General features: G+C 71.9%; 22 protein-coding genes. 12 read left to right on the top strand and 10 right to left on the bottom strand.

Annotated features, from left to right (window positions below; all coding sequences use genetic code 11):
- Positions 1-123: 123 nt before the first annotated feature.
- Together OG206_RS06370 and OG206_RS06375 are read left to right on the top strand one after the other, a co-directional pair.
- Positions 124-1,110: a helix-turn-helix domain-containing protein gene (locus OG206_RS06370; protein WP_327113107.1), complete on the top strand. Its 987-nt coding sequence runs from the start codon at positions 124-126 to the stop codon at positions 1,108-1,110.
- Between the two features lie 119 nt (positions 1,111-1,229).
- Positions 1,230-1,712, top strand: a complete 483-nt coding sequence (locus tag OG206_RS06375; RefSeq protein WP_327113110.1) for a DUF456 domain-containing protein — start codon at positions 1,230-1,232, stop codon at positions 1,710-1,712.
- A 65-nt stretch (positions 1,713-1,777) separates the two neighbouring features.
- On the opposite strand, the gene rsgA is transcribed toward OG206_RS06375, so the two are convergent.
- Positions 1,778-2,932 (bottom strand): ribosome small subunit-dependent GTPase A, encoded by a 1,155-nt coding sequence (gene rsgA / locus OG206_RS06380; RefSeq protein WP_327113112.1) that lies wholly within the window; start codon positions 2,930-2,932, stop codon positions 1,778-1,780.
- Between the two features lie 317 nt (positions 2,933-3,249).
- On the opposite strand from rsgA, the gene OG206_RS06385 reads away from it, so the two are divergent.
- On the top strand, positions 3,250-3,750 hold the full coding sequence (locus OG206_RS06385) for a DUF5949 family protein (RefSeq protein ID WP_327113114.1): 501 nt from the start codon (positions 3,250-3,252) through the stop codon (positions 3,748-3,750).
- Between the two features lie 143 nt (positions 3,751-3,893).
- Here the strand turns inward: OG206_RS06385 and OG206_RS06390 are convergent, their stop codons facing one another.
- From OG206_RS06390 to OG206_RS06410, 5 genes are all read right to left on the bottom strand, one after another.
- The gene (locus OG206_RS06390) at positions 3,894-4,301 is read right to left on the bottom strand and encodes a rodlin (RefSeq protein ID WP_327113116.1); all 408 of its coding nucleotides are present in this window, start codon (positions 4,299-4,301) and stop codon (positions 3,894-3,896) included.
- A gap of 611 nt (positions 4,302-4,912) precedes the next feature.
- Positions 4,913-5,323, bottom strand: coding sequence for a rodlin (locus OG206_RS06395; RefSeq protein ID WP_327113118.1), 411 nt, complete (start codon positions 5,321-5,323; stop codon positions 4,913-4,915).
- 175 nt (positions 5,324-5,498) lie between these two features.
- Entirely contained in the window at positions 5,499-5,798 is a 300-nt protein-coding gene (locus tag OG206_RS06400) for a hypothetical protein (RefSeq protein ID WP_327113120.1), read from the bottom strand.
- A 178-nt stretch (positions 5,799-5,976) separates the two neighbouring features.
- On the bottom strand, positions 5,977-6,210 hold the full coding sequence (locus OG206_RS06405) for a chaplin (protein WP_327113122.1): 234 nt from the start codon (positions 6,208-6,210) through the stop codon (positions 5,977-5,979).
- Positions 6,211-6,431: 221 nt separating this feature from the next.
- Complete coding sequence (locus tag OG206_RS06410) at positions 6,432-6,836, bottom strand: rodlin (RefSeq protein WP_327113124.1); 405 nt, start codon at positions 6,834-6,836, stop codon at positions 6,432-6,434.
- A 277-nt stretch (positions 6,837-7,113) separates the two neighbouring features.
- Between OG206_RS06410 and OG206_RS06415 the strand changes: the two genes are divergently transcribed.
- The gene (locus OG206_RS06415; protein ID WP_327113126.1) at positions 7,114-7,923 is read left to right on the top strand and encodes a chaplin; all 810 of its coding nucleotides are present in this window, start codon (positions 7,114-7,116) and stop codon (positions 7,921-7,923) included.
- A gap of 82 nt (positions 7,924-8,005) precedes the next feature.
- Here the strand turns inward: OG206_RS06415 and OG206_RS06420 are convergent, their stop codons facing one another.
- Positions 8,006-9,232 (bottom strand): acetyl-CoA C-acetyltransferase, encoded by a 1,227-nt coding sequence (locus OG206_RS06420; protein ID WP_327113128.1) that lies wholly within the window; start codon positions 9,230-9,232, stop codon positions 8,006-8,008.
- Positions 9,233-9,336: 104 nt separating this feature from the next.
- Positions 9,337-10,236: a LysR family transcriptional regulator gene (locus tag OG206_RS06425; RefSeq protein ID WP_327122198.1), complete on the bottom strand. Its 900-nt coding sequence runs from the start codon at positions 10,234-10,236 to the stop codon at positions 9,337-9,339.
- Between the two features lie 153 nt (positions 10,237-10,389).
- On the opposite strand from OG206_RS06425, the gene OG206_RS06430 reads away from it, so the two are divergent.
- The 4 genes from OG206_RS06430 to OG206_RS06445 all read left to right on the top strand — a co-directional run bounded on the left by OG206_RS06430 (position 10,390) and on the right by OG206_RS06445 (position 14,237).
- Positions 10,390-11,307: a CoA transferase subunit A gene (locus OG206_RS06430; RefSeq protein ID WP_327122199.1), complete on the top strand. Its 918-nt coding sequence runs from the start codon at positions 10,390-10,392 to the stop codon at positions 11,305-11,307.
- Between the two features lie 26 nt (positions 11,308-11,333).
- Positions 11,334-12,110 carry a CoA-transferase subunit beta gene (locus tag OG206_RS06435; RefSeq protein WP_327113130.1) on the top strand — a complete coding sequence of 259 codons (777 nt, stop codon included), beginning with the start codon at positions 11,334-11,336 and terminating at the stop codon, positions 12,108-12,110.
- A gap of 95 nt (positions 12,111-12,205) precedes the next feature.
- Entirely contained in the window at positions 12,206-13,738 is a 1,533-nt protein-coding gene (locus OG206_RS06440; protein WP_327113132.1) for a 3-hydroxyacyl-CoA dehydrogenase, read from the top strand.
- Between the two features lie 103 nt (positions 13,739-13,841).
- Complete coding sequence (locus OG206_RS06445) at positions 13,842-14,237, top strand: VOC family protein (protein ID WP_327113134.1); 396 nt, start codon at positions 13,842-13,844, stop codon at positions 14,235-14,237.
- Here OG206_RS06445 and OG206_RS06450 read toward each other — a convergent pair.
- On the bottom strand, positions 14,174-14,935 hold the full coding sequence (locus OG206_RS06450) for a DUF6597 domain-containing transcriptional factor (RefSeq protein ID WP_327113136.1): 762 nt from the start codon (positions 14,933-14,935) through the stop codon (positions 14,174-14,176). The two genes, OG206_RS06445 and OG206_RS06450, sit on opposite strands and share 64 nt — an antisense overlap.
- Positions 14,936-14,945: 10 nt before the next feature.
- The gene (locus OG206_RS06455; protein ID WP_327113138.1) at positions 14,946-16,076 is read right to left on the bottom strand and encodes a YihY/virulence factor BrkB family protein; all 1,131 of its coding nucleotides are present in this window, start codon (positions 16,074-16,076) and stop codon (positions 14,946-14,948) included.
- A 17-nt stretch (positions 16,077-16,093) separates the two neighbouring features.
- On the opposite strand from OG206_RS06455, the gene OG206_RS06460 reads away from it, so the two are divergent.
- The 4 genes from OG206_RS06460 to OG206_RS32585 all read left to right on the top strand — a co-directional run bounded on the left by OG206_RS06460 (position 16,094) and on the right by OG206_RS32585 (position 20,125).
- Positions 16,094-17,731, top strand: a complete 1,638-nt coding sequence (locus OG206_RS06460) for an acyl-CoA dehydrogenase family protein (protein ID WP_327113140.1) — start codon at positions 16,094-16,096, stop codon at positions 17,729-17,731.
- A gap of 251 nt (positions 17,732-17,982) precedes the next feature.
- A complete protein-coding gene (locus OG206_RS06465) occupies positions 17,983-19,275 on the top strand; it encodes a helix-turn-helix domain-containing protein (protein WP_327113142.1) in 1,293 nt (430 codons plus the stop codon).
- Between the two features lie 48 nt (positions 19,276-19,323).
- On the top strand, positions 19,324-19,908 hold the full coding sequence (locus tag OG206_RS06470; RefSeq protein ID WP_327113144.1) for a GNAT family N-acetyltransferase: 585 nt from the start codon (positions 19,324-19,326) through the stop codon (positions 19,906-19,908).
- 133 nt (positions 19,909-20,041) lie between these two features.
- Positions 20,042-20,125, top strand: coding sequence for a putative leader peptide (locus OG206_RS32585; RefSeq protein ID WP_349817346.1), 84 nt, complete (start codon positions 20,042-20,044; stop codon positions 20,123-20,125).
- Positions 20,126-20,207 lie beyond the last annotated feature (82 nt).

Below are 20,207 nucleotides of genomic sequence, written 5' to 3' on the forward strand. Positions count from 1 at the left end.
AGAGGTGCGGGAGGGAGGGGCATGATGGGCCCGGCGGGTTTGCGCCGTGGCCGTTTCCCGCCACCGCGCGAACCGGCCGACGGGCGCGGCGACATACGACGACCACTGCGGGGAGGGCCGAGGATGCTGGCAGCGATAGGTCTGGACGAGAGACAGGAAGCGGCCTACCGGGCGCTGGTCGCGGCCGGGGCCGCGGAGGTGTCCGACCTCGCGCGGCGGCTGTCCCTGTCGGAGGCGGACACCGAGCGTGCGCTGCGCCGGCTGGAGCAGCAGGGACTCGTCGCCCAGTCTTCGTCGCGGGCGGACCGCTGGGTGGCCGCACCGCCCGGTGTCGCGCTGGGGGCTCTGCTGACCCAGCAACGGCACGAGCTGGAGCAGGCGGAGCTCGCGTCGGTGCTGCTCGCCGAGGAGTACCGGGCCGAGGCGGCCGAACCCGCGGTGCACGATCTGGTGGAGGTGGTGACGGGGGCGAGCGCCGTCGCCCACCGGTTCCATCAACTCCAGCTGGGCGCCCAGTCCGAAGTCTGCGCGCTGGTCACCGGGAAACCGATCGCCGTCACGGGCATGGAGAACGAGTCGGAGGAACGGGCGTCGATGCGGGGCGTGGCCTACCGCGTCGTCGTCGAGCGCGACGTGCTGCACCTGCCGACCGGGATCGTGGAGCTGACCGCGGCGCTGAGCCGCGACGAACAGTGCCGGGTCGTCGACCGGGTGCCGACGAAACTGGTCGTCGCCGACGCCTCACTGGCCATGGTTCCCCTCACCGGCCGGGGCGCCGAGCCCGCGGCCCTGGTGATCCACGCCAGCGGACTGCTGGAGTCCCTGATGGGCCTCTTCGAAGCCGTGTGGCGTGACGCGATGCCTCTGCGGCTGGGCGTCGACGGGATCGGTGAGGAGAACGGCCCGGGTGCGGATCCGACCGATCTGGAGATCCTCTCGCTGCTGCTGGCCGGCCTGACCGACGCCAGCGTGGCGAAGCAGCTGGATCTGGGCCTGCGCACGGTCCAGCGCCGGGTGAAGGGGCTCATGGAACTCACCGGGGTCACGACACGGCTGCAGCTGGGCTGGCACGCCTACGAGCGCGGCTGGGTGGCCCGGGCCCCCCGCTGACAGGCACGCTTCCCCGGTAGCGCCCCGCCCGTGGCCGGAGCGGTGGACGAGCGGTACCTCCGGCGGTCGGCCCGCGGGCCTGACGGGCGGGACCCGGCGGTGTCCGGCACGCTGGTCGGATGAGTGTGTGGCAGCTCGTCGCCGTGGGCGCGGTGATGTTGCTCGGCCTGGTCGGCGTGCTGGTGCCCGGCGTGCCCGGGCAGGCGATCGTGTGGGCCGCTGTTCTGTGGTGGGCGCTGACGGACCCGACCCCGGTCGCCTGGGGCGTGCTCATCGGCGCGACGTGCGTGCTGCTGCTGAACCAGGCGCTGAAGGCGCTCCTGCCCACCCGACGCCCGCGCGAGTCCGGAGCACCGCGCGGGACGCTCATGGCCGGGGGGATCGCGGCCATCGCGGGATTCTTCGTGATTCCGGTGGTCGGTGGGGTCCTGGGATACGTGGCAGCGGTCTACGGAGCGGAACGCATGAGGCTCGGCAGCAGGGCCGCGGGCTGGGCCTCACTCAAATCCGTGATGCGCGCGACGGGGTACTCCGTGCTGGTCGAGCTCTTCTGCTGTCTCCTGGTGACCGGGGCGTGGCTGGGAGCACTCGTCTGGGGCTGAGTGCCGGGTGGAGCCGGGTGTCCGGGGCGGCGCGGGACGACGGCCCGGACACCCGGCCGGTACCGCTATCGGATCCGGCCCCGCTTCATCTCCATCGCGGCCCTGCCCTCGGCGCCCCTGCGCTTCCACTCGCGCAGGGTCTCGCTCCGCAGCCGGGCGTCGGTCTTGGCCGCGATGCGGTGGTTCTCACGGAGCAGCTTGCGGTAGCTGGCAAGGCGCCGTTCCGGCAACGAGCCGTCCTCGATCGCGCCGAGTACGGCGCAGCCGGGTTCCGACTCGTGGCCGCAGTCCTGGAAGCGGCACCGCCCTGCGAGGTCCTCGATCTCGGAGAAGACCTGGCCCACGCCGCGCTCCGCGTCCCAGAGGCCCACCCCGCGCAGACCGGGGGTGTCGATCAGGACGCCGCCACCGGGCAGCACGAGGAGATTGCGGGTGGTGGTGGTGTGCCGGCCCTTGCCGTCCACGTCGCGGGCCGCGCGCACGTCCATCACGTCCTCTCCGAGGAGCGCGTTGGCGAGGGTCGACTTGCCGGCGCCCGAGGTCCCGAGCAGGACACTCGTACCGGAGCCGACGATCGCGCCGAAGACGTCGACGCCCTCCCCCGTCGCGGAGCTGACGGGCAGCACCTGCACCCCGGGAGCGATGCGTTCGATGTCCTCGACGAGGTGGCCGAGCGTGGCGGGATCCGGTACGAGGTCCGCCTTGGTGAGCAGTACGAGGGGGTGCGCCTCGTACTGCCGGGCACCCGCCCCGTCGTCGAGCAGGGCGGCGCCCGCCGTGCTGGACATGGCGAGCGCGAGGAAGCGTTCCAGCCGTCCGAGGTCCAGCTCGACGGCGAGCGAGACGCAGATGACGATGTGATCGATGTTGGTGGCGAGCACCTGGCCCTCGGAACGCTGCGAGGACGTCGAGCGTACGAAGGCGGTCCGGCGGGGCAGAAGCGTGCGGACGAACTGCGGGTCGCCGTCGGGATCGACGGCCACCCAGTCGCCCGTGCAGACGATCCGCATGGGGTCACGGGGCACCACGAACGCGGTGTCCGCCCTGACGGTGCCGTCGGGCGTGACGACGTCGCACTGTCCGCGGTCCACCCGCACGACACGTCCCGGCAGGAGCCCCTGCTCGGCGAACGGCGCGAAGGCGGCGGCCCAGTCGTCGTCCCAGCCGTACGGAGTCAGCGCGTGCGACAGGGAGGAAGCCTGAGAATGAGAGAAAGACAAGGGAAACCCTTCACAAGGGCGGCCCCGGCACCGCGCGCTCGGGCGCGGGTGTGGCGGTGAGAGTTCAGCCGGTGGCCACAGGGGTGGGAACGATGCTCTTCGGGTCGTGGGCAGTGCCCACCGCTACGACAGTCATCAATGTCCTCACCTCCTGGTTCCTGGAACTGCGCACAGCCTAGCCTCGGACCTCCGGGAGCCGTCAACAGGTTTTCCCACGAGCCGCCGGCCTGCGACGGGCCGTCCGGTTCGGTACGGCGGCCCCCGATCGGGTGATACGCGTGCACACGTACCGGTATCGGGCCGTTAGGGTGCCGGACATGAGCTCATCGAACTCCGTCACCACCCCTTACTCACCTGCCCAGTTGGGGACCCAGATCCTCATCGCCTGGAGCGGTTCGAACCCTGCCACGGGCAGCGAGACCGCCTTCCTGCTGACCTACTCGCTGGGCGACGGCCCGGAGGGGCCCGAAGTCGGCGCAAGGGCGATGCACACGGCCCTGGAGCGCAGCGGGCTGAGGGTGGGGGGCGAGACACTGGACGCCTCGGAACTGCCGAACCTTCCGGTGAAGCTGCTCATCCAGGCCGGTCAGGTCGTCCTGACCCTGCCGCACTTCAAGGCGCAGTACACCGTGCCCGCCGAGTGGCTCGCCGTGGCACGGTCGGCCGGCGTGGTCCACGGGATGTTCGCCACGCGCCCGTGGCCGGCGGCGGTCCCGGGGCAGCCGGTCGGCGAGGACCTGCTTCGCTCCTTCGTGGCCGACCCGGACGTCGTGGGGACGTCCGCCCACTGCCTCCTGCCGGTGCGCAGCCTGGGCTGATCCACCCCCGTACACGGCACGTGCACGCGGCGATGCCCACCACCCCCCGTCGAGTGGTGGGCATCGCCGTGTATGCGTGCCGCACAGCGAAACGCGGGCGGTCCCGCGGGCCTGCGCCCCGGACCGCCCGCGTCTCAGTTGCTTCAGCTGTTGCCGGCGCCGTTGCCCGAGAGAACCGGGATGTCGTTCAGGATGTGCGACAGCGGCTCGTCACCCTTGGCCTGGGTGGAGTTGTCGGCGCACTGCTGGTTCTGCGGGTTGGACAGGACGTTGATGTCCTGGACCGCGATCGGGACGAGACCGATCAGCGAACCGACGTTGGCCTTGACCGGCAGAGCGATGCAAGGCTTGTTCAGCGAGCCCTGGACCAGGCTGAGCTGCGGGCTCTGGTCACCCTTGGTCGCGCTGTTGCCGAACTCGGACTCGGCACCGTTGCCGTTCACCGTGGTGGTGCCGTGGTCGTCACCGATCGCCATGGCCGAGGGGGCCGCGGCGGCGGAGAGACCGATCAGGGACACAGCCACAGCGGCGCCGGCCATCATCTTCTTCATTGCGCTTCACCTTTCGGAGCGTCCCGTTGTGGAACGTCCTGATTAACTCAGACCGGACGGTTTGGTTCCGCTACACCACTCGAACGGGTTGGACCGGTTTCCACGTCGACGTCCGCTACCTGGCTCCGCTCGCCCTCGCACCGCGTGCGGCGGGGACGAAGGCTCCTTGTCCGCGACGCCCCGGCACCCCCGGGGCCGGCGGAGCGCAGGGCGCCTCGGCGGGGCTCCGCCCGGCCTCGCCCTGCGACCTCGCGTGCCATTCGGCGAGCAGGCGGTCATAGATGGGCGTGGAGCTCTCCGGCGGGTGACCGGGGCCGGGGGAATGATGACTGTCGTACAGGTCCATGGGGCGCACCTACCCGGCCGCGCGGGATGCCTCGGCGACTGCTGCGGCAACCGGCCCAATATCCGCACTATCGGGCTACCCGACCTGCGGACGGCTCTCCCCGCCCGCAACAGACGTGTGGGGCCAGGACATCCGGGGTTCACGACCCAACAGTTCGGTCGTGCCCCGGACACACTGGCCCCACGCACCCTCACGGACTACGACGAGGCGGGAAGCGGCAGACCCCGGCCTGAACATGCACGGGGGCCGCCGATGTGACGCCTAATCAGTTGTTGCCCGCACCGTTGCCCGAGAGGACGGGGATGTCGCTGAGGATGTGCGACAGCGCCTCGTCACCCTTGGCCTGGGTGGAGTTCTCGGTGCACTGCTGGTTCTGCGGGGAGGACAGGACGTTGACGTCCTGGACCGAGATCGGGACGAGCCCGAGGAGCGATCCGACGTTGGCCTTCGCCGGGAGCGCGATGCAGGGCTTGTTGAACGAACCCTGGATGAGGCCGATCTGCGGGCTCATGTCGCCGTGCGTGCTGCTGTTGCCGTAGTACTGGTCGGCGCCGTTGCCGTTGACCGACGTCGTGCCGTTGTCGTTGCCGATCGCCATGGCCGAGGGGGCCGCGGCGGCGGAAACACCGGCGACGGAGGCGGCGACCGCCGCGGTCGCCAGGATCTTCTTCATCATGAACGTGCCCTTCTGATTAATCTGTTGCCCGCCTGTCCGGAGCATTCTGAACAACTGCGCCCGGTGGGATCCGGTTGCGTCATTTCACTCGAACGATTTCCCGTGTCCCATTTCCGTGGAAAAAGAGAAGGAACCGGGCCTGCGGGACGATGCGGGAGCGGGACCCCGATTCCGGTCAGCCGCCGAGCGGAAGCCCACCCAGGAGCGGCGCGGCGGCGTCAGCCACACCCGTCACGGTGTCCGCGGTGGAGTCCACGTCCTCCCGGGCGGACCCGGCGCTCCGGCCGACCGTGTCGACCAGGGGGTTCACCACCTGGTCAGGGATCTGCGGCACGGCCGACGTCAGCTGGTTCACGCCGGTGGTGAGGCTGATCCGGGGGGCGGTGGGGGTGGCCACCGCCGCGGAGGCGGGCGCGGCCGCTCCGAGGGTGGCCACGGAACCCGCGACGAGGGCGACGGTCTTCGCGTACTTCACTTTCTCAGATCCCTTCTCGGGCGGCATCCGCCGCCTCTGGACGGGACAACGATCAAGCCGTACGGGGGGAAACTGCGCACCAGCGGAATTTCACCCGGCGACAACGAAGAAGGCCCCGGACCGGTATGCACGGTCCAGGGCCTTCTCATGACGAGCCGTCGGCTCGGTCGGCAAAAGCTCAGTCGTTGATGCAGACGTTGCCGAACGCCGGGTTGAGCAGGCCGACGACGTTGACGGTGTTGCCGCAGACGTTCACCGGGATGTGGATCGGGACCTGCACGATGTTGCCCGACAGGACGCCCGGGGAACCGACGGCAGCAGCCTCGGCGCCGGAGTCGGCCATGGCCGGGGCAGCGGCGCCGAGCGCCATGAGGGTTCCGGCGGCGACGGCGGCGACCTTGGTGTACTTCACTTTCATCCCTTTCTGCAGCGGAGTCCTGAGCGGACACGTCTTTCGTGCCGCACGAGCGCTTTTCCCGACGCACTCGTGACTCCGAAGCTGTTATCCATAACGATCGGCGGGCGGCATCGAAACGCTATGCGCGAAGTTTCTCGGGAAACCGCCCGAATGCTGCAGGCCCGGGCCGCACGATGGAGGAGTGTCGGCGACCCGGACCGGTTCGTGCGGCCCGGTCAGCTGTTGCCGGCACCGTTGCCGGAGAGAACCGGAATGTCCGACAGGATGTGCGACAGCGGCTCGTCGCCCTTGGCCTGGGTGGAGTTGTCCGTGCACTGCTGGTTCTGCGGGTTGGACAGGACGTTGACGTCCTGGACCGCGACGGCGGCGAGAATGCCGACGAGCGCACCGGCGTTGGCCTTGACCGGGAGGGCGATGCAGGGCTTGTTCAGCGAGCCCTGGACGAGGCTGAGCTGCGGGCTCTGGTCACCCTTGGTCTCGCTGTTGCCGAACTCCGACTCGGCGCCGTTGCCGTTGACCGACGTCGTGCCCGTGTCGTCGCCGATCGCCATGGCGCTGGTCGCCGAGAGACCGAGGATGGAGGCGGCGACGGCACCCGTAGCCAGAACCTTCTTGATCACGATGAACCCTTCTCGTACCGAGTGCCCCGAGACGGAGCGCACTGATCAACTCGGCGCCGGGCGTTTGGTTCCCCCCATCGGCCCTCGTTCACCCGAATGCCAGAAGTCCACCCCGAAAGCGAACACCCGTACGTGACCCTTTCGGGTGGTTACACAATATGCACCGCTCTCCAAGTTTCCCCCGCAACCGCTGCGTCGTTATGGAGTCGTCCGCGTCGATGGAATGAGTTCCATCAGGGTCACCGCCCGCGCGAATTTCACCGGAGAAGGGCATTTAATGCGACAGGTTCTGAATAAAAGCATGATCGTCATGGCGGCGGCGTCGGGCATCCTGACCGCCGCGGGCGGTTATGCGCACGCCGATGCGTCGGCGGACGGTGTCGCCGCCAATTCGCCCGGTGTCGGCTCGGGCAACGCCGTACAGGTCCCGGTTCACGTCCCGGTCAACCTCTGCGGCAACACCGTCAATGTGATCGCTCTGCTGAACCCGGCCTTCGGCAACACCTGTGCGAACGTCAGCTCGGGCGGCGAGCACGGCGGCGGGTCCTCCGGCGCGAGCGCGGACGGCCACGCGGTCGGCTCCCCCGGTGTCGCGTCCGGCAACCTCGCCCAGGTTCCCGTCGAGATCCCGCTGAACGCCTGCGGCAACACCATCGACGTCGTCGGTGCGCTCAACCCGGCGTTCGGCAACTCCTGCGCCAACCACAGTGGTCACGACCACGGGCACCCGCCGGTCGACGAGCCGCCGGTCGACGAGCCCCCGACCGACGAGCCGCCGGTCGACGAGCCCCCGACCGACGAGCCGCCGGTCGACGAGCCCCCGACCGAGGAGCCGCCCACCGAGGAGCCGCCCACGGAGGAGCCCCCGGCGGAGGAGCCGCCGTCCGAGGAGCCGCCCACGTCGGTGCCGCCGACCTCCAAGCCCCCGGTGGACCAGCCGCCGGCCGGTAACCCCGGTCCGAACACACCCGGTTCGCAGCTGGCACAGACCGGCGCCGGCGACATCGGCCTGGCCGCCGGTGCGAGTGCGGCGCTGCTGCTGGGTGGCACGGTGCTCATGCGCCGTACCCGCGGTTCGCGCAACTAGCGGAACGAGCGGGAAGGGCCGTTCCGGCAGCGTGGCGCTGCCGGGACGGCCCTTCCGTGCGTGCGGGTGACACCGGCGGGGGTCAGACGGTGATGCGCTCGAAGACTGCGGCGAGGCCCTGACCGCCGCCGATACACATCGTCTCCAGGCCGTAGCGCGCCTCGCTGCGGTGCATCTCGTGGCTGAGCGTGGCGAGGATGCGGGCGCCCGTGGCGCCGACCGGGTGGCCGAGCGAGACACCGGATCCGTTGACGTTGATCCGCTGTTCGTGGTCCTTCTCACCGAGCCCCAGCTCCCGGGTGCAGGCCAGGACCTGAGCGGCGAACGCCTCGTTGATCTCGATCAGGTCGAGGTCGGCGAGGGTGAGCCCGGCGCGGCCGAGGGCCGCGTGGGTGGCCGGGACGGGGCCGATGCCCATCGTCGCGGCGGGGACACCGGCGCGGGCGAAGGAGACGAGACGGACGAGCGGGGTGAGCCCGAGCCGTTCGGCGGTGGCGGCGCTGGTCACGAGACAGGCTGCGGCCGCGTCGTTCTGGCCGCTGGCGTTGCCCGCGGTGACGGTCGCCTCCGGGTCGGACTCGCCCATGATGGGCCGCAGCGCGGCGAGTTGCTCGGCGGTCGTGTCGGGACGGGGGTGCTCGTCGGCGGTGACGACCGTCTCGCCCTTGCGGGTGCGTACGGTGACGGGGACCGTCTCCGCGTCGTAACGCCCCTCCTGCGCGGCGCGGGCGGCCCGTGCCTGGGAGCGCAGCGCGAGGGCGTCCTGGTCGGCCCGGCTGATGGAGTAGGCGCGGCGCAGGTTCTCCGCGGTCTCGATCATGCCGCCGGGCACGGGGTGGTTGACGCCTCCGGCGGTGACGCGGCCCCGGGCCAGCGAGTCGTGGAGCTGGAGGCCGGGGCCCGTGATGCCCCAGCGTCCGTCGTGCGTGTAGTAGGGGGCGGCGCTCATGACGTCGACGCCGCCCGCGATGACGACCTCGCTGAAACCGGCCCGGATCTGCATCGCCGCGTCGAGGACGGCCTGCAGCCCCGATCCGCAGCGCCGGTCGGTCTGGGCGCCGGTGACGGTCTCGGGAAGCCCGGCGTCGAGGGCGGCGACCCGGCCGATCGCCGGGGCGTCGGACGTGGGGTAGGCGTGTCCGAGGATCACCTCGTCGATCCGCTCGGGGTCGATGCCCGTGCGGGCGACGACCTCGGCGATGACGCGTGCGGCGAGCGCGGCGGGCGTCTGCCGGGCGAAGGCGCCGCCGAATCGCCCGATGGGTGTGCGCAGCGGCTCGCAGATGACGACATCGGTCGGGTCGGGCACGGCGGAACACCTTTCGGCGGGTTCGGGTGTGTGGGGTGACCTTCGCACTGGACCGCCGAGTCGGTCCAATATCGAGTTGGCGGGTGTTCAGGACGCCAGGCGTCTCAATCGGCCCCGGGTGTCGGCAGGGCCTCCTCGGCGACCGCGAGCACCGTCCGCAGCGCCGCCGACGGGTTGTCCGCGCGCCAGGCCAGCGCGGCCTGGCGACGGATGGGCGGACCGGCGAGGGGGCGGTAGACCAGCCCGGTCTGCTGGATGTGCTGGACGGAGGAGACGGTGAGTGTCACCCCGACCCCGGCGGCGACGAGGGCCAGGATGGTGTAGGAGTCCGGGGCCTCCTGCACGACACGGGGGTTGAAGCCGGTGGCCTCGCACGCCTGGACCATGGCGTCACGCACGGTGGAGCCCGCGTTGGCGGGGAAGGAGACGAAGGGTTCGTCGGCGAGGATCCCGATCGGGATGCTCTCCAGACCGGCCAGCCGGTGGTCCGAGGGCAGCGCGCACAGCAGTTCCTCCTCGTCGATCACCCGGAAGGACACTCCCGGCCGGGTGACCGGGAGGCGGACGAAGCCGAGGTCGAGGGTGCCGTCGGCGACCCCGGAGAGGGCGACGTTGGCATAGGTCTGCCCCTTCATGACCAGTTCGAGCGCGGGATGGGCGGCCCGCACGGCCCGGGTGAGCAGGGGCAGCGTCCCGTGGCTGGAGGCGCCCGCGAAGCCGATGGTGACGCGCCCGTACTCTCCGCGCCCTGCGGCCCGCGCGGCACGGACGGCGGTGTCGAGGTCCTCCAGCACCGTGCGGACAGGCTCGAGGAAGGACTCCCCCGCGCTGGTCAGCCGCACCGACCGGGTGTTGCGTTCGAAGAGCGCGACACCGAGTTCCTTCTCCAGCCGGCGGATCTGCTGGCTGAGCGGTGGCTGAGCCATCTGGAGCCGCTTGGCGGCCCGGCCGAAGTGCAGTTCCTCGGCCACGGCGGTGAAGGCGGTCAGATGGCGCAGCTCCACGAGGTCATCCATTCATTAATCAGCGGTCTCGGTTCGACCTTAATTTGATATTGGACAGCAATCAATGGGCGCTGAGACGGTGGATCGACCAACACGCACTCGCCGAGGAGCACCGTGGAGCGGACGGATACGGCCGACGGGCCCAGCAAGGTCATGTCGATGAGGGAGGCGATCGCCGCCTTCGTGCACGACGGGGCGACCGTCTGTCTGGAGGGCTTCACCCATCTCATCCCCACCGCCGCCGGGCACGAGATCATCCGCCAGGGCCGCAAGGACCTCACCGTCGTACGGATGACGGCGGACATCGTGGTGGACCAGATGATCGCCGCCGGCTGCGTGTCGAGGCTGGTGTCCTCCTTCGTGGGCAACTCCTCGGCGGGTTCACTCGGTGAGCTCCGGCGCCGGATCGAGCACGCCGATCCGGCGCCGCTCGCCTTCGAGGAGTACAGCCACTACGGGATGATCTGCCGCTACCTCGCCGGTTCGCAGCGGCTGCCCTTCTATCCCCTGCGCAGTTACGGCGGCAGCGACCTGCCCGCGGTCAACAGTGATCTGCGCAAGGTGACGTCGCCGTACCCGGGCCCTGACGGGGAGCCGGAGCAGATCTACGTCGTGCCGCCGGTGAACCCCGATGTGACGGTCATCCACGCCCAGCGGGCCGACCGCCGGGGAAACACCCAGATCTGGGGACTGACGGGTGTTCAGGCGGAGGCGGTGTACGCGGCGGACCGGGCGGTCGTCGTGGTGGAGGAGGTCGTCGACGACGAGGTGATCCGCTCGGACCCCAACCGCACGCTCGTCCCGGCCCATGCCGTGGACGCGGTCGTCGTCTGCCCGCGCGGCGCGCACCCGTCCTTCGCGCAGGGCTACTACGACCGTGACAACGCCTTCTACCGGGCGTGGTCGCACATCAGCAAGGACCCGGAGCGGCTGCGGGAGTGGCTGGCGGAGTGGGTGTACGGAACGGCGGACCACGCCGAGTACACCGCACGGCAGGGCGAGGAGTTCTGGGCCGGCCTGGCGGTCGGCGAGGCACTCAGCGAACCGGTGAACTACGGGCGGCGTCTGTGAACGCGCCCTTCGACGAGGAGTCGGCCATGACCACCACAGCGACGGGCACCCCGACCTCCTCGGAGCTGCTCTCCGTCGTCGCCTCGCGCGAACTGGCAGCTCGGCGGACGGTGTTCGCGGGTATCGGACTGCCCACGCTGGCGACCGAACTGGCCCATCTGACGGTCGCGCCCCGGATCGAGGTGGTGTACGAGTCCGGGGTCTGCGGGGCGCATCCCTCGCATCTGCCCGAGACCATCGCCGACGCCGTGCTCATCTCGGGCGCGGAGGCCGTCCTGTCGATGCCCGCGCTGTTCGGCTGCGTGCTGCAGGGCGGCCACATCGACGTGGGCTTCCTCGGCGCCGCGCAGATCGACCGGTGGGGCAACCTCAACACCTCCGTCATCGGCGACTGGGAGAGGCCCGAGGTGCGGCTCCCCGGCTCCGGGGGCGGGATCGAGGTGATGGCCAATTCCCGCGAGGTGTTCGTGGTGATGCGCCGCCACGACCCCCGCTCCTTCACGGCCGAGCTGGACTTCTGCACGACCCCGGGTCCTGACCGGGCGCTCGCCGAGGGCATCCGCCCACTGGGTGCCGGGGTCACCCGGGTCATCACCGAACTGGGCATCCTGGCCCGCTCGGGCGTCGGCGAGGAGCTGCGACTCGTCGCCGTGCACCCGGGGGTGACGGTCGAACAGGTCCGCGCTGCGACGGGCTGGGACCTGGCGGTGGCCGACTCGGTGGACACCGTGCCCCCGCCGACCGGGGCGGAACTGCGGCTCCTGCGCGAGGACGTCGACCCCGACCGCGTCTACCTCCGCTGACCTCCCCCGCTTCCCGCCGGCCGCCCGCACCCGCCGGGCGGCCGGCGTCTACCTTCGCTGTTGTCGACCGCACCTGCCGAGAGGACGTCACCGCCATGCGTATCAGGATCGTCGGAGCCGGAGCCATGGGCCGCGGCATCGCCCAGTGGGCCGTCACGGGCGGGCACACCGTCGAGCTCTGCGACGTACGGCCCGAGGCGGTGACAGCGGCCGTGGACTTCGTACGGTCCATGCTGGACCGGGCCGTGGAGAAGGGCCGGATGCCGGCCGGGGACTCCGCCGCTGCTCTGGCCAGGCTCGTCCCGCTGGACGATCCGTGGGCGCCGGGCCCCGAGGTCGGTCTGGTCGTCGAGGCCGTGCGGGAGGACCTCGGCACCAAGGCGGAGGTCTTCGGGAAGCTGGAGGCGGCCCTGCCCGCCTCCGCGGTGTTCGCCACCAACACCTCCTCCCTGTCGGTGACGCGGATCGCGTCGTCGCTCCGGGACCCGGGGCGGCTGGCGGGGCTGCATTTCTTCAACCCCGTCCCGCTGATGAAGATCGTCGAGGTCGTGCCGGGCGCCGCCACCCGGCCGGAGATCCCGCCGGCCCTGACCGCGCTGGTGGAGAGCTGCGGACACCGTGCGGTCACCGTCGCCGACGCCCCCGGCTTCCTGGTCAACCACGCCGGCCGGGGCCTCGTGACGGAGGCGCTGGCGCTGCTGGAGGAGTCGGTCGCCGACCCCGCGGGCATCGACCGCATCGCCCGGGACGTGCTGGGGCTGCGCATGGGCCCGTTCGAACTCATGGACCTGACCGGACTCGACGTCACGGCGGCGGTCATCGACTCGATCTGGCAGGGCTTCCGCCACGAGGACCGGCTCCGCCCCTCCTCCCTCACCCCCAACCGTGTGACGGCCGGGCTGCACGGCCGCAAGACCGGCCGGGGCTGGTTCGCGTACGGCCCGGACGCGCCCGCGCAGACCCCGGAACCGCCGGTGACGGGGGACGCGGACCGGCCGGTATTCGTGGCCGGCGAGGACGGCGAGGCGCTGCGGAGCGCGCTGAGCGCGGCGGGGGCCACGGTCGAGAGCGGCTTCGCGCCCTCGGCGGAAGCCGTCGTCCTCGTGCCGGTGTGGGGCACCACGGTGGCGGCCGCCGTGGCGTCGCTGGGGCTGCCCGCCGAGCGCGCCTTCGGGGCGGACCCGCTGCCGCCCGCCGGCCGCCGCCGGGTGCTCGCGGTGACCCCCGCGGCCGACCCGGCAGCGGCGCGGGACGCGCGGGCGGTCCTTGCCCGGGCGGCGGACGGCGGCGAGCCCTTCGCGGTGTCCGTGGTGCGGGACACCGCGGGTTCGGTCGCGCAGCGGCTGCTCGCCTCGGTGGTGTCGGTCGCCACCTCGATCGCCGAGCGCTCGCTGGCCACCCCCGCCGACATCGACCTCGCCGTCACAACCGGTCTCGGCTACCCGGTGGGGCCACTGGCCTGGGGCGACCGGGTCGGGGCCGGGCGCGTGCTGGAACTCCAGCGGGCCCTGCACGCCACGACCGGCGACCCGCGGTACCGGCCGACGCGGTGGCTCACCGAGCGCGCCCAGCTGGGCCTGCCCCTGACGGATCCGGGCACGTCACCCGACGCCTGCGTCCACGGCTGAGCCGCCGCGCGACGGGGCCCGCGCCTCCCGATGACCGCCGCCGCGCGGGCCCGTGACCGTTTCGTACAAGACCCGGTCACGGCCCCGCGCATACGGTCGTTCCATGACTCCACGACTCGACGCCTTGTCCGTCACCACCTCCGACCTGGCCGCTTCTCTGACGTTCTACCGCCGGCTCGGTCTCGACATCCCCGCCGGAGCCGAATCGGCCCCGCACGTCGAAGTGGCCCTCCCCGGCGGGCAGCGCCTGCTCTGGGACACCGAGGACGTCGTCCGCTCCTTCGATCCCGGGTGGAAGGGCTCCGAGGGCGGCGAACGCCTCGGGCTCGCCTTCCTCTGCGACAGCCCTGCCGAGGTCGACTCCGTGTTCGCGGATCTGACCGGCGCCGGATACCGGGGCCATCTCAAGCCCTGGGACGCGGTCTGGGGGCAGCGCTACGCCGTCGTCCTGGACCCCGACGGCTGCGCGGTGTCGCTGTTCGCCGCCGACCCGTCGTGACCCGTGGCGGCCAGGTAGCCGCCGAGCGTCGTACCGGCCAGGTCCCGCATCTCCCGGGCCAGATGCGCCTGGTCGGCGCAGCCCGCCGCGCAGGCGGCCTCGGCGTACGGCGTTCCCGCGCGTACGAGGGCCAGGGCGCGTTGCAGCCGGAGCACCCGGGCGAGCGTCTTGGGGCCGTAACCGAACGCGGCCAGGGAGCGCCGGTGCAGCTGGCGGGCCCCGAGGCCGACGGCCTGCGCCGTGGCGGCGACGGAGCGTCCCTGCCGCAGCTGTGAGGCGACGGCGGCGGTGAGCGGGTCCGCCTGCCCGGCGACGGCAGCCCTGCCGAGGGCGATGCCCTCCAGCGCGCTTGCGGGGTCGTCGGCCTCGGCGGTCCGCTCGGTGAGCCGGCGTACCTCCCCGCCGGGCCAGAGCGCGTCCAGTGCGACCCGCCGGTCGCGCAGCTCGTGCGCGGGCACGCCGAGGAGGGCGGGGGCCGTGCCGGGGGCGAATCGGATGCCCACGCAGGTGCCGGACAGTGCCTCGGCGGGCGTGAACGCGTGGGTGTCGGGGCCTGCGACCAGCAGCCGCCCCCCGGTCCAGAGCAGGTCCATGCAGCCGTCGGGCAGCACGGGGCGTGCCGGGTCCCGCCGCCCGGTCCAGGTCCAGAGGACCGCGCCGCCGAAGCGGGACAGCCGCTCCTCGTACCGTGCGCCCATGCCTACCAGGCTACGGGGCGTCCTTGTCCCGGTTGCCGTGCAGCCGGGACTTCACGTCGTCCGGGGGCAGGAAGCGTGACCAGCGCTCCGGGAACTCCGACGGCATGCACACGTCCTCGTCCTCGTCGTCCGCGTACGCGTCCCAGTTGGCCGCCTGCGTACGGGCGACGAGCTCCGCCGCCTGGGCGGCCTTGATCCGGTCGCTGGCGGCGCGGGCCGCGGCGGTGGCGAGCGAGGGCCACACGCGGTCGATCGCGGCGTTCACGGCGGCGCCGACGAGTACCGCGAAGGCGGAGATGCCTATCCAGAGCAGGACGGCGATGGGCGCGGCCAACGAGCCGTAGATGGTGGGGCCTTCGACCGTGCTGGTGAGGTAGATCCGCAGCAGGAAACTCCCCAGCACCCACATCCCGAGGGCGACCAGGGCCCCCGGCACGTCCTCTATCCACGGCGAACGCACGGGTACGGACACGTGGTAGAGCGTCGTGAGGAACGCGATGGACAGGAGTATCACCAGCGGCCAGTACATGACCGCGAGCACCTCGGTCCCCCACGGGACGAAGTGCACCACCCGGTCGGGACCCACCACCAGCAGCGGCAGCACCACCGCGCCCAGCAGCAGCGCGACCACGTACAGCAGGAAGGCGAGCAGCCGGGTCTTGACGATGCCGCGGTGGCCGTCGAGGCCGTACATCACGGTGATGGTGTCGATGAAGACGTTGACCGCGCGTGACCCCGACCAGAGGGCGATCGCGAAGCCGATGGAGATGACGTCGGGGCGCGCGCCGGTGGTGACGTCGGCTATGAGCGGTTTGGCGATGTCGTTGACACCCCGCTGGGACAGCACCGTCTGCACGGCACCGAGGATGTTGCGCTCGATGGAGGCGACCGTGGTGGTGTCCGTCCAGTCGTCGACGTAACCGAGCAGGCCGATCAGTCCGAGCAGCAGCGGGGGCAGTGACAGCAGGGTGAAGAACGCCGCCTCCGCCGCGAGACCGAGGATGCGGTACTCGATGCACGAATTGACCGTGTCCTTGAGCAACTGCCACGCCATCTGCCGCTTCGAGACGTTGCGGTAGAGGACTCGGGCCCGGTGGAGCCGCCCCGGTGGCCGCTCGGGTGTTTCATTTGCTGCCTGCACGTCCTTACCGTATCGGCATGGCAGCAAGCACCCACACAGTGACCAACCAGGTTCCGCCACTGGCCGGCTACGACGTCTTCTCGGCCGACCTCGCGCTGACGGAGGCCGTGGAACGGCATCTGGACCCCGGGGTCCTCGACGAGGCGCGCCGGGAACTCGGTGAGCTCGGCCGGTCCGCCGGCTCCGTCCAGGCGCAGGCGTGGGGTGCGCGGGCGAACGAGAACCCGCCGACGCTGCGGACGCACGACCGCTACGGGAACCGCGTCGACGAGGTGGACTTCCATCCGTCCTGGCACCGGCTGCTGGGGCACGCCGTCTCTGCCGGGCTGACGGACGCCTGGGGGAGACCGGGCGGCCACGTGCGGCGCGCGGCCGGCTTCCTGGTCTGGACGCAGGCGGAGGCGGGCCACGGCTGCCCGCTGTCGATGACGCACGCGGCGGTACCCGCGCTGCGGACCGATCCGGCACTCGCCGCCGAGTGGGAGCCCCTGCTGACCTCGCACGTGTACGAGGAGGGTCTGCGGCCCGCGTCGCAGAAGGCGGGCGCGCTGTTCGGGATGGGCATGACCGAGAAGCAGGGCGGCACCGACGTACGGTCCAACACCACCCGGGCCGAGCCGCTGGCCGGCGACGGGGAGTACCTGCTCACCGGACACAAGTGGTTCTGTTCGGCCCCGATGTCCGACGGGTTCCTCGTGCTGGCGCAGGCGCCCGGCGGACTGAGCTGTTTCCTCGTGCCGCGGGTCCTGCCGGACGGCGTGCGCAACGTGTTCGCGATCCAGCGGCTGAAGGACAAGCTGGGCAACAGGTCCAACGCCTCGGGTGAGGTCGAGTTCGACGGGACGTGGGCCCGCCGGGTCGGCGAGGAGGGTCGCGGGGTCCGCACCATCATCGAGATGGTCGCGGCGACGAGGCTGGACTGCGTGGTGGGCTCGGCGGCGCTGATGCGCCAGGCGGTGGCGCAGGCCGCGCACCACAGTGCCCATCGCAGCGCGTTCGGCGGGCCGCTGATCGAGAAGCCCCTGATGCGCAACGTCCTGGCCGATCTGGCGCTCGAGTCCGAGGCGGCCACGACGCTCGCGCTGCGGCTGGCCGCGGCGTACGACGCGGACACGGAGGCGGAGCGGGCCTTCCTGCGCATCGCGGTGCCGACCGCCAAGTACTGGGTGACGAAGCGGTGCACCGCGGTGGTCGGCGAGGCCCTGGAATGCCTCGGCGGCAACGGTTACGTCGAGGAGTCCGGCATGCCCCGGCTGCTGCGCGAGGCACCGCTCAACTCGATCTGGGAGGGCTCGGGCAATGTGCAGGCCCTCGACGTGCTGCGGGCGCTTCGGCGGGAGCCTCAGGCACTGGACGCCTTCCTGCGGGAGGTCGGGAAGGCGCGCGGCGCGGACCACAGGCTCGACGCGGCGATCAAGGACCTGCTGACGGGGCTGGCCGACCTGGAGGGTGCCGAGGCGGGGGCCAGGCGGCTGGTGGAGCGGATGGCCCTCGTGCTCCAGGGATCGCTGCTGCTGCGCTGGGCGCCGCCGGAGGTCGCCGACGCGTTCTGCGCCTCACGGCTCGGCCGGGACTGGGGGGCGGCCTTCGGGACGCTGCCGCACAGCCTCGACCTGGCCTCGGTCGTGGAACGGGCGCGGGTCGGAACCGGCTGAGGACGCAAACGACGGGGGTGGTGCTGCGCCGACACGGCACCACCCCCACGCTTGTGCTGACCGCACGGCGGGTCGAGGACGCGTCGGGCGGCGTTCCGCCATGGTCGTACGGTCAGCGTCCGGTCACCAGAGTTGCAAGGGGTTGCAACATTGTGCGGAGTCCGGGGTGGCGGTGCCTGCGGCACGGCAGGATGGGTCCTCCGGGTTCCTCTCCCTTCCGGGCGGGACCCACGTTGTGCTGGGGGACGCTCATGGACGCAAGGCCCGTCGCACCGCCGGGGCCGGGGGACGCCCCGTGTCCCGCGCTCACCGAGCGGTCGGTGCACCTCGCGCGGGAGGCCCGGCTGACGGGCGCCCGCCCGGTGGCGGCCCCGCGCGCGGAGATCGACGCGTCCTGGGACCGGGTGATGCGCAGCGGGATCGATCCCGAGCAGTCGCCGGAGAGCAGACTCCTGGAGACGGGGGAGATCGAGCACCGGCGCACCTGTTCGGCACTCGGCGAGGTCATGCCCCTGCTGCGCGAGGGGCTGGCCGGCATCGCGGACGCGGCGCAGCAGATCATGGTGGTCACCGACACCGAGGGCCGGGTCCTGTGGCGTCAGGGTCACCCGGCGGTGATGCGCCGCGCCAAGGACATCTGCCTGGAGGAGGGCGCGGCCTGGTCGGAGTCGGCGACCGGGACGAACGCGATCGGCACGGCCCTCGCCGTCCGCACCCCGGTGCAGGTCCACTCCGCCGAGCACTTCATCCGCGCCCTGCACGGCTGGACGTGCGCCGCCGCTCCGGTGCGGGACCCCCGGGACGGGCGGCTGATGGGCATCGTCGACGTCAGCGGCCCCGCGTCCACCTTCCATCCGGCGACGCTGGCCCTGGTCGGCTCGGTGGCGGCGCTCGCGGAGAGCGAGCTGCGCGGCAGGCATCTTGTCGCGATCGAGCGGCTGCGGTCCGTGGCCGCCCCTATCCTGTGCCGGCTGGGCGGCCGCGCCCTGGTCGTGGACACCCACGGCTGGCTGGCCGCCGTGAGCGGCATGCCGCCCGTGGACCGGCTGCCGCTGCCGAAGTCGTTGCGCCCGGGGCCGGTGTGGCTGGCAGCGCTCGGGATGTGCCGGGTGGAGCCCCTGCCGGGCGGCTGGCTGGTCCAGGTCGCGGAGGGCACGCAGGACGGCCCGCCCCGCCGGGTGGTGCTGGACCTGAGCCGGGAGCGGGGGCTCACGGTCCACGTGACGGGTCCCGTGGGCACGTGGACGCGTCGGCTCTCGCCCCGCCACGCCGAGCTGCTGTACGCCCTCGCCCTGCGGCGTGAGGGGCGTACCGCCGCGGAGCTGGCTCAGGACGTGTTCGGCGACGCGACCCGGACGGTGACGGTGCGGGCCGAGATATCGCGGATGCGGCGGCATCTCGCGGAGGTGCTGTGCCACCGTCCGTACCGCTTCGGCGAGGGCGTGGAGGTGGAGGTGGTGCTCCCGGAGGTGCCCGCCGACCTGCTGCCCCGTTCGACGGCTCCGGTGGTGGTCGGGGCGCGTGCGCCGGCGGGGGCGGCCTGAAACCGCCGGGTTTGGGGGCGGGGCCCCGGCCGTGGTTCCCTGACGGCCATGAGCGACTCCGCAGCCCCACTCCGTGACGTCACCGTCTGGTATCTGGAACAGACCTCGCCCGCCGATCTGAAGCCCTCGGCCGCCCCGGCGGCAGGGGTGACGGTCACGCGTTCGGAGACGCCGCTGCCGGAGTTCAGCCGGTTCCTCTACACGGCGGTGGGAGGGGACGTCCGGTGGACGGACCGGCTCGGCCTCTCGTACGCGGGGTGGCGGGAGATCCTGGAACGTCCGGGGGCGGAGACCTGGGTGGCGTACGAGAACGGGACCCCGGCGGGGTTCATCGAGCTCGACGCGCAGGAGGGCGGTGTGGTGGAGATCGCCTACTTCGGGCTGATCCCGGCCTTCCGGGGCCGCCGGATCGGCGGACACCTTCTGTCGTACGGCGTGGCGCGCGCGTGGGACCTGGTGGAGCGGCACCCGGGACGGAAGCCCACCGAACGGGTGTGGCTGCACACGTGCTCGGACGACGGCCCGCACGCGATGGACAACTACCTCAGGCGCGGGTTCCGGCTGGCGGAGACGCGGACCGAGCGGGAGGCCGACGTGGCGAACCCGGGTCCCTGGCCCGGTGCGCACGCCTGACCGCGCGTCCGGCAAAGCACTGTGCGGACACGGCCGCGTGGCCCCAACCACGACGTCTCGCATCCCGGGACCATCTCGTCCACATGGTGGATCGTGGTGGACTGGCCCGAGATCCGCGTGACACGCTTCCGTCATGTCCGGAACTGGAATTGCCTTGGTGAGTCGGCGGCACGTCGACCTCGGCCGCATGTCCAGCGCCATCTGTCCGGTCCGCTGAGAGTCTCCAGCACCGCGATCTCCTGATTCCGCTCCATCCCTGCGCACCGCCGCGCCTCACGCGGGTGTGCAGTTCAGAGCCG

The sequence above is a fragment of the Streptomyces sp. NBC_01341 genome (assembly GCF_035946055.1).
GTDB lineage: Bacteria > Actinomycetota > Actinomycetes > Streptomycetales > Streptomycetaceae > Streptomyces.

Bases quoted from the DNA above. Each gene is read 5' to 3' on its own strand.
- OG206_RS06435 (WP_327113130.1), top strand. From the start codon at position 11,334: ATGACCACCACAGCGACGGGCACCCCGACCTCCTCGGAGCTGCTCTCC.
- OG206_RS06395 (WP_327113118.1), bottom strand. From the start codon at position 5,323: ATGATGAAGAAGATCCTGGCGACCGCGGCGGTCGCCGCCTCCGTCGCC.
- OG206_RS06465 (WP_327113142.1), top strand. From the start codon at position 17,983: ATGGACGCAAGGCCCGTCGCACCGCCGGGGCCGGGGGACGCCCCGTGT.
- OG206_RS06460 (WP_327113140.1), top strand. From the start codon at position 16,094: ATGGCAGCAAGCACCCACACAGTGACCAACCAGGTTCCGCCACTGGCC.
- OG206_RS06415 (WP_327113126.1), top strand. From the start codon at position 7,114: ATGCGACAGGTTCTGAATAAAAGCATGATCGTCATGGCGGCGGCGTCG.
- OG206_RS06375 (WP_327113110.1), top strand. From the start codon at position 1,230: ATGAGTGTGTGGCAGCTCGTCGCCGTGGGCGCGGTGATGTTGCTCGGC.
- OG206_RS06430 (WP_327122199.1), top strand. From the start codon at position 10,390: ATGTCGATGAGGGAGGCGATCGCCGCCTTCGTGCACGACGGGGCGACC.
- OG206_RS06385 (WP_327113114.1), top strand. From the start codon at position 3,250: ATGAGCTCATCGAACTCCGTCACCACCCCTTACTCACCTGCCCAGTTG.
- OG206_RS06370 (WP_327113107.1), top strand. From the start codon at position 124: ATGCTGGCAGCGATAGGTCTGGACGAGAGACAGGAAGCGGCCTACCGG.
- OG206_RS06470 (WP_327113144.1), top strand. From the start codon at position 19,324: ATGAGCGACTCCGCAGCCCCACTCCGTGACGTCACCGTCTGGTATCTG.
- OG206_RS32585 (WP_349817346.1), top strand. From the start codon at position 20,042: ATGTCCGGAACTGGAATTGCCTTGGTGAGTCGGCGGCACGTCGACCTC.
- OG206_RS06440 (WP_327113132.1), top strand. From the start codon at position 12,206: ATGCGTATCAGGATCGTCGGAGCCGGAGCCATGGGCCGCGGCATCGCC.
- OG206_RS06450 (WP_327113136.1), bottom strand. From the start codon at position 14,935: ATGGGCGCACGGTACGAGGAGCGGCTGTCCCGCTTCGGCGGCGCGGTC.
- OG206_RS06445 (WP_327113134.1), top strand. From the start codon at position 13,842: ATGACTCCACGACTCGACGCCTTGTCCGTCACCACCTCCGACCTGGCC.
- OG206_RS06390 (WP_327113116.1), bottom strand. From the start codon at position 4,301: ATGAAGAAGATGATGGCCGGCGCCGCTGTGGCTGTGTCCCTGATCGGT.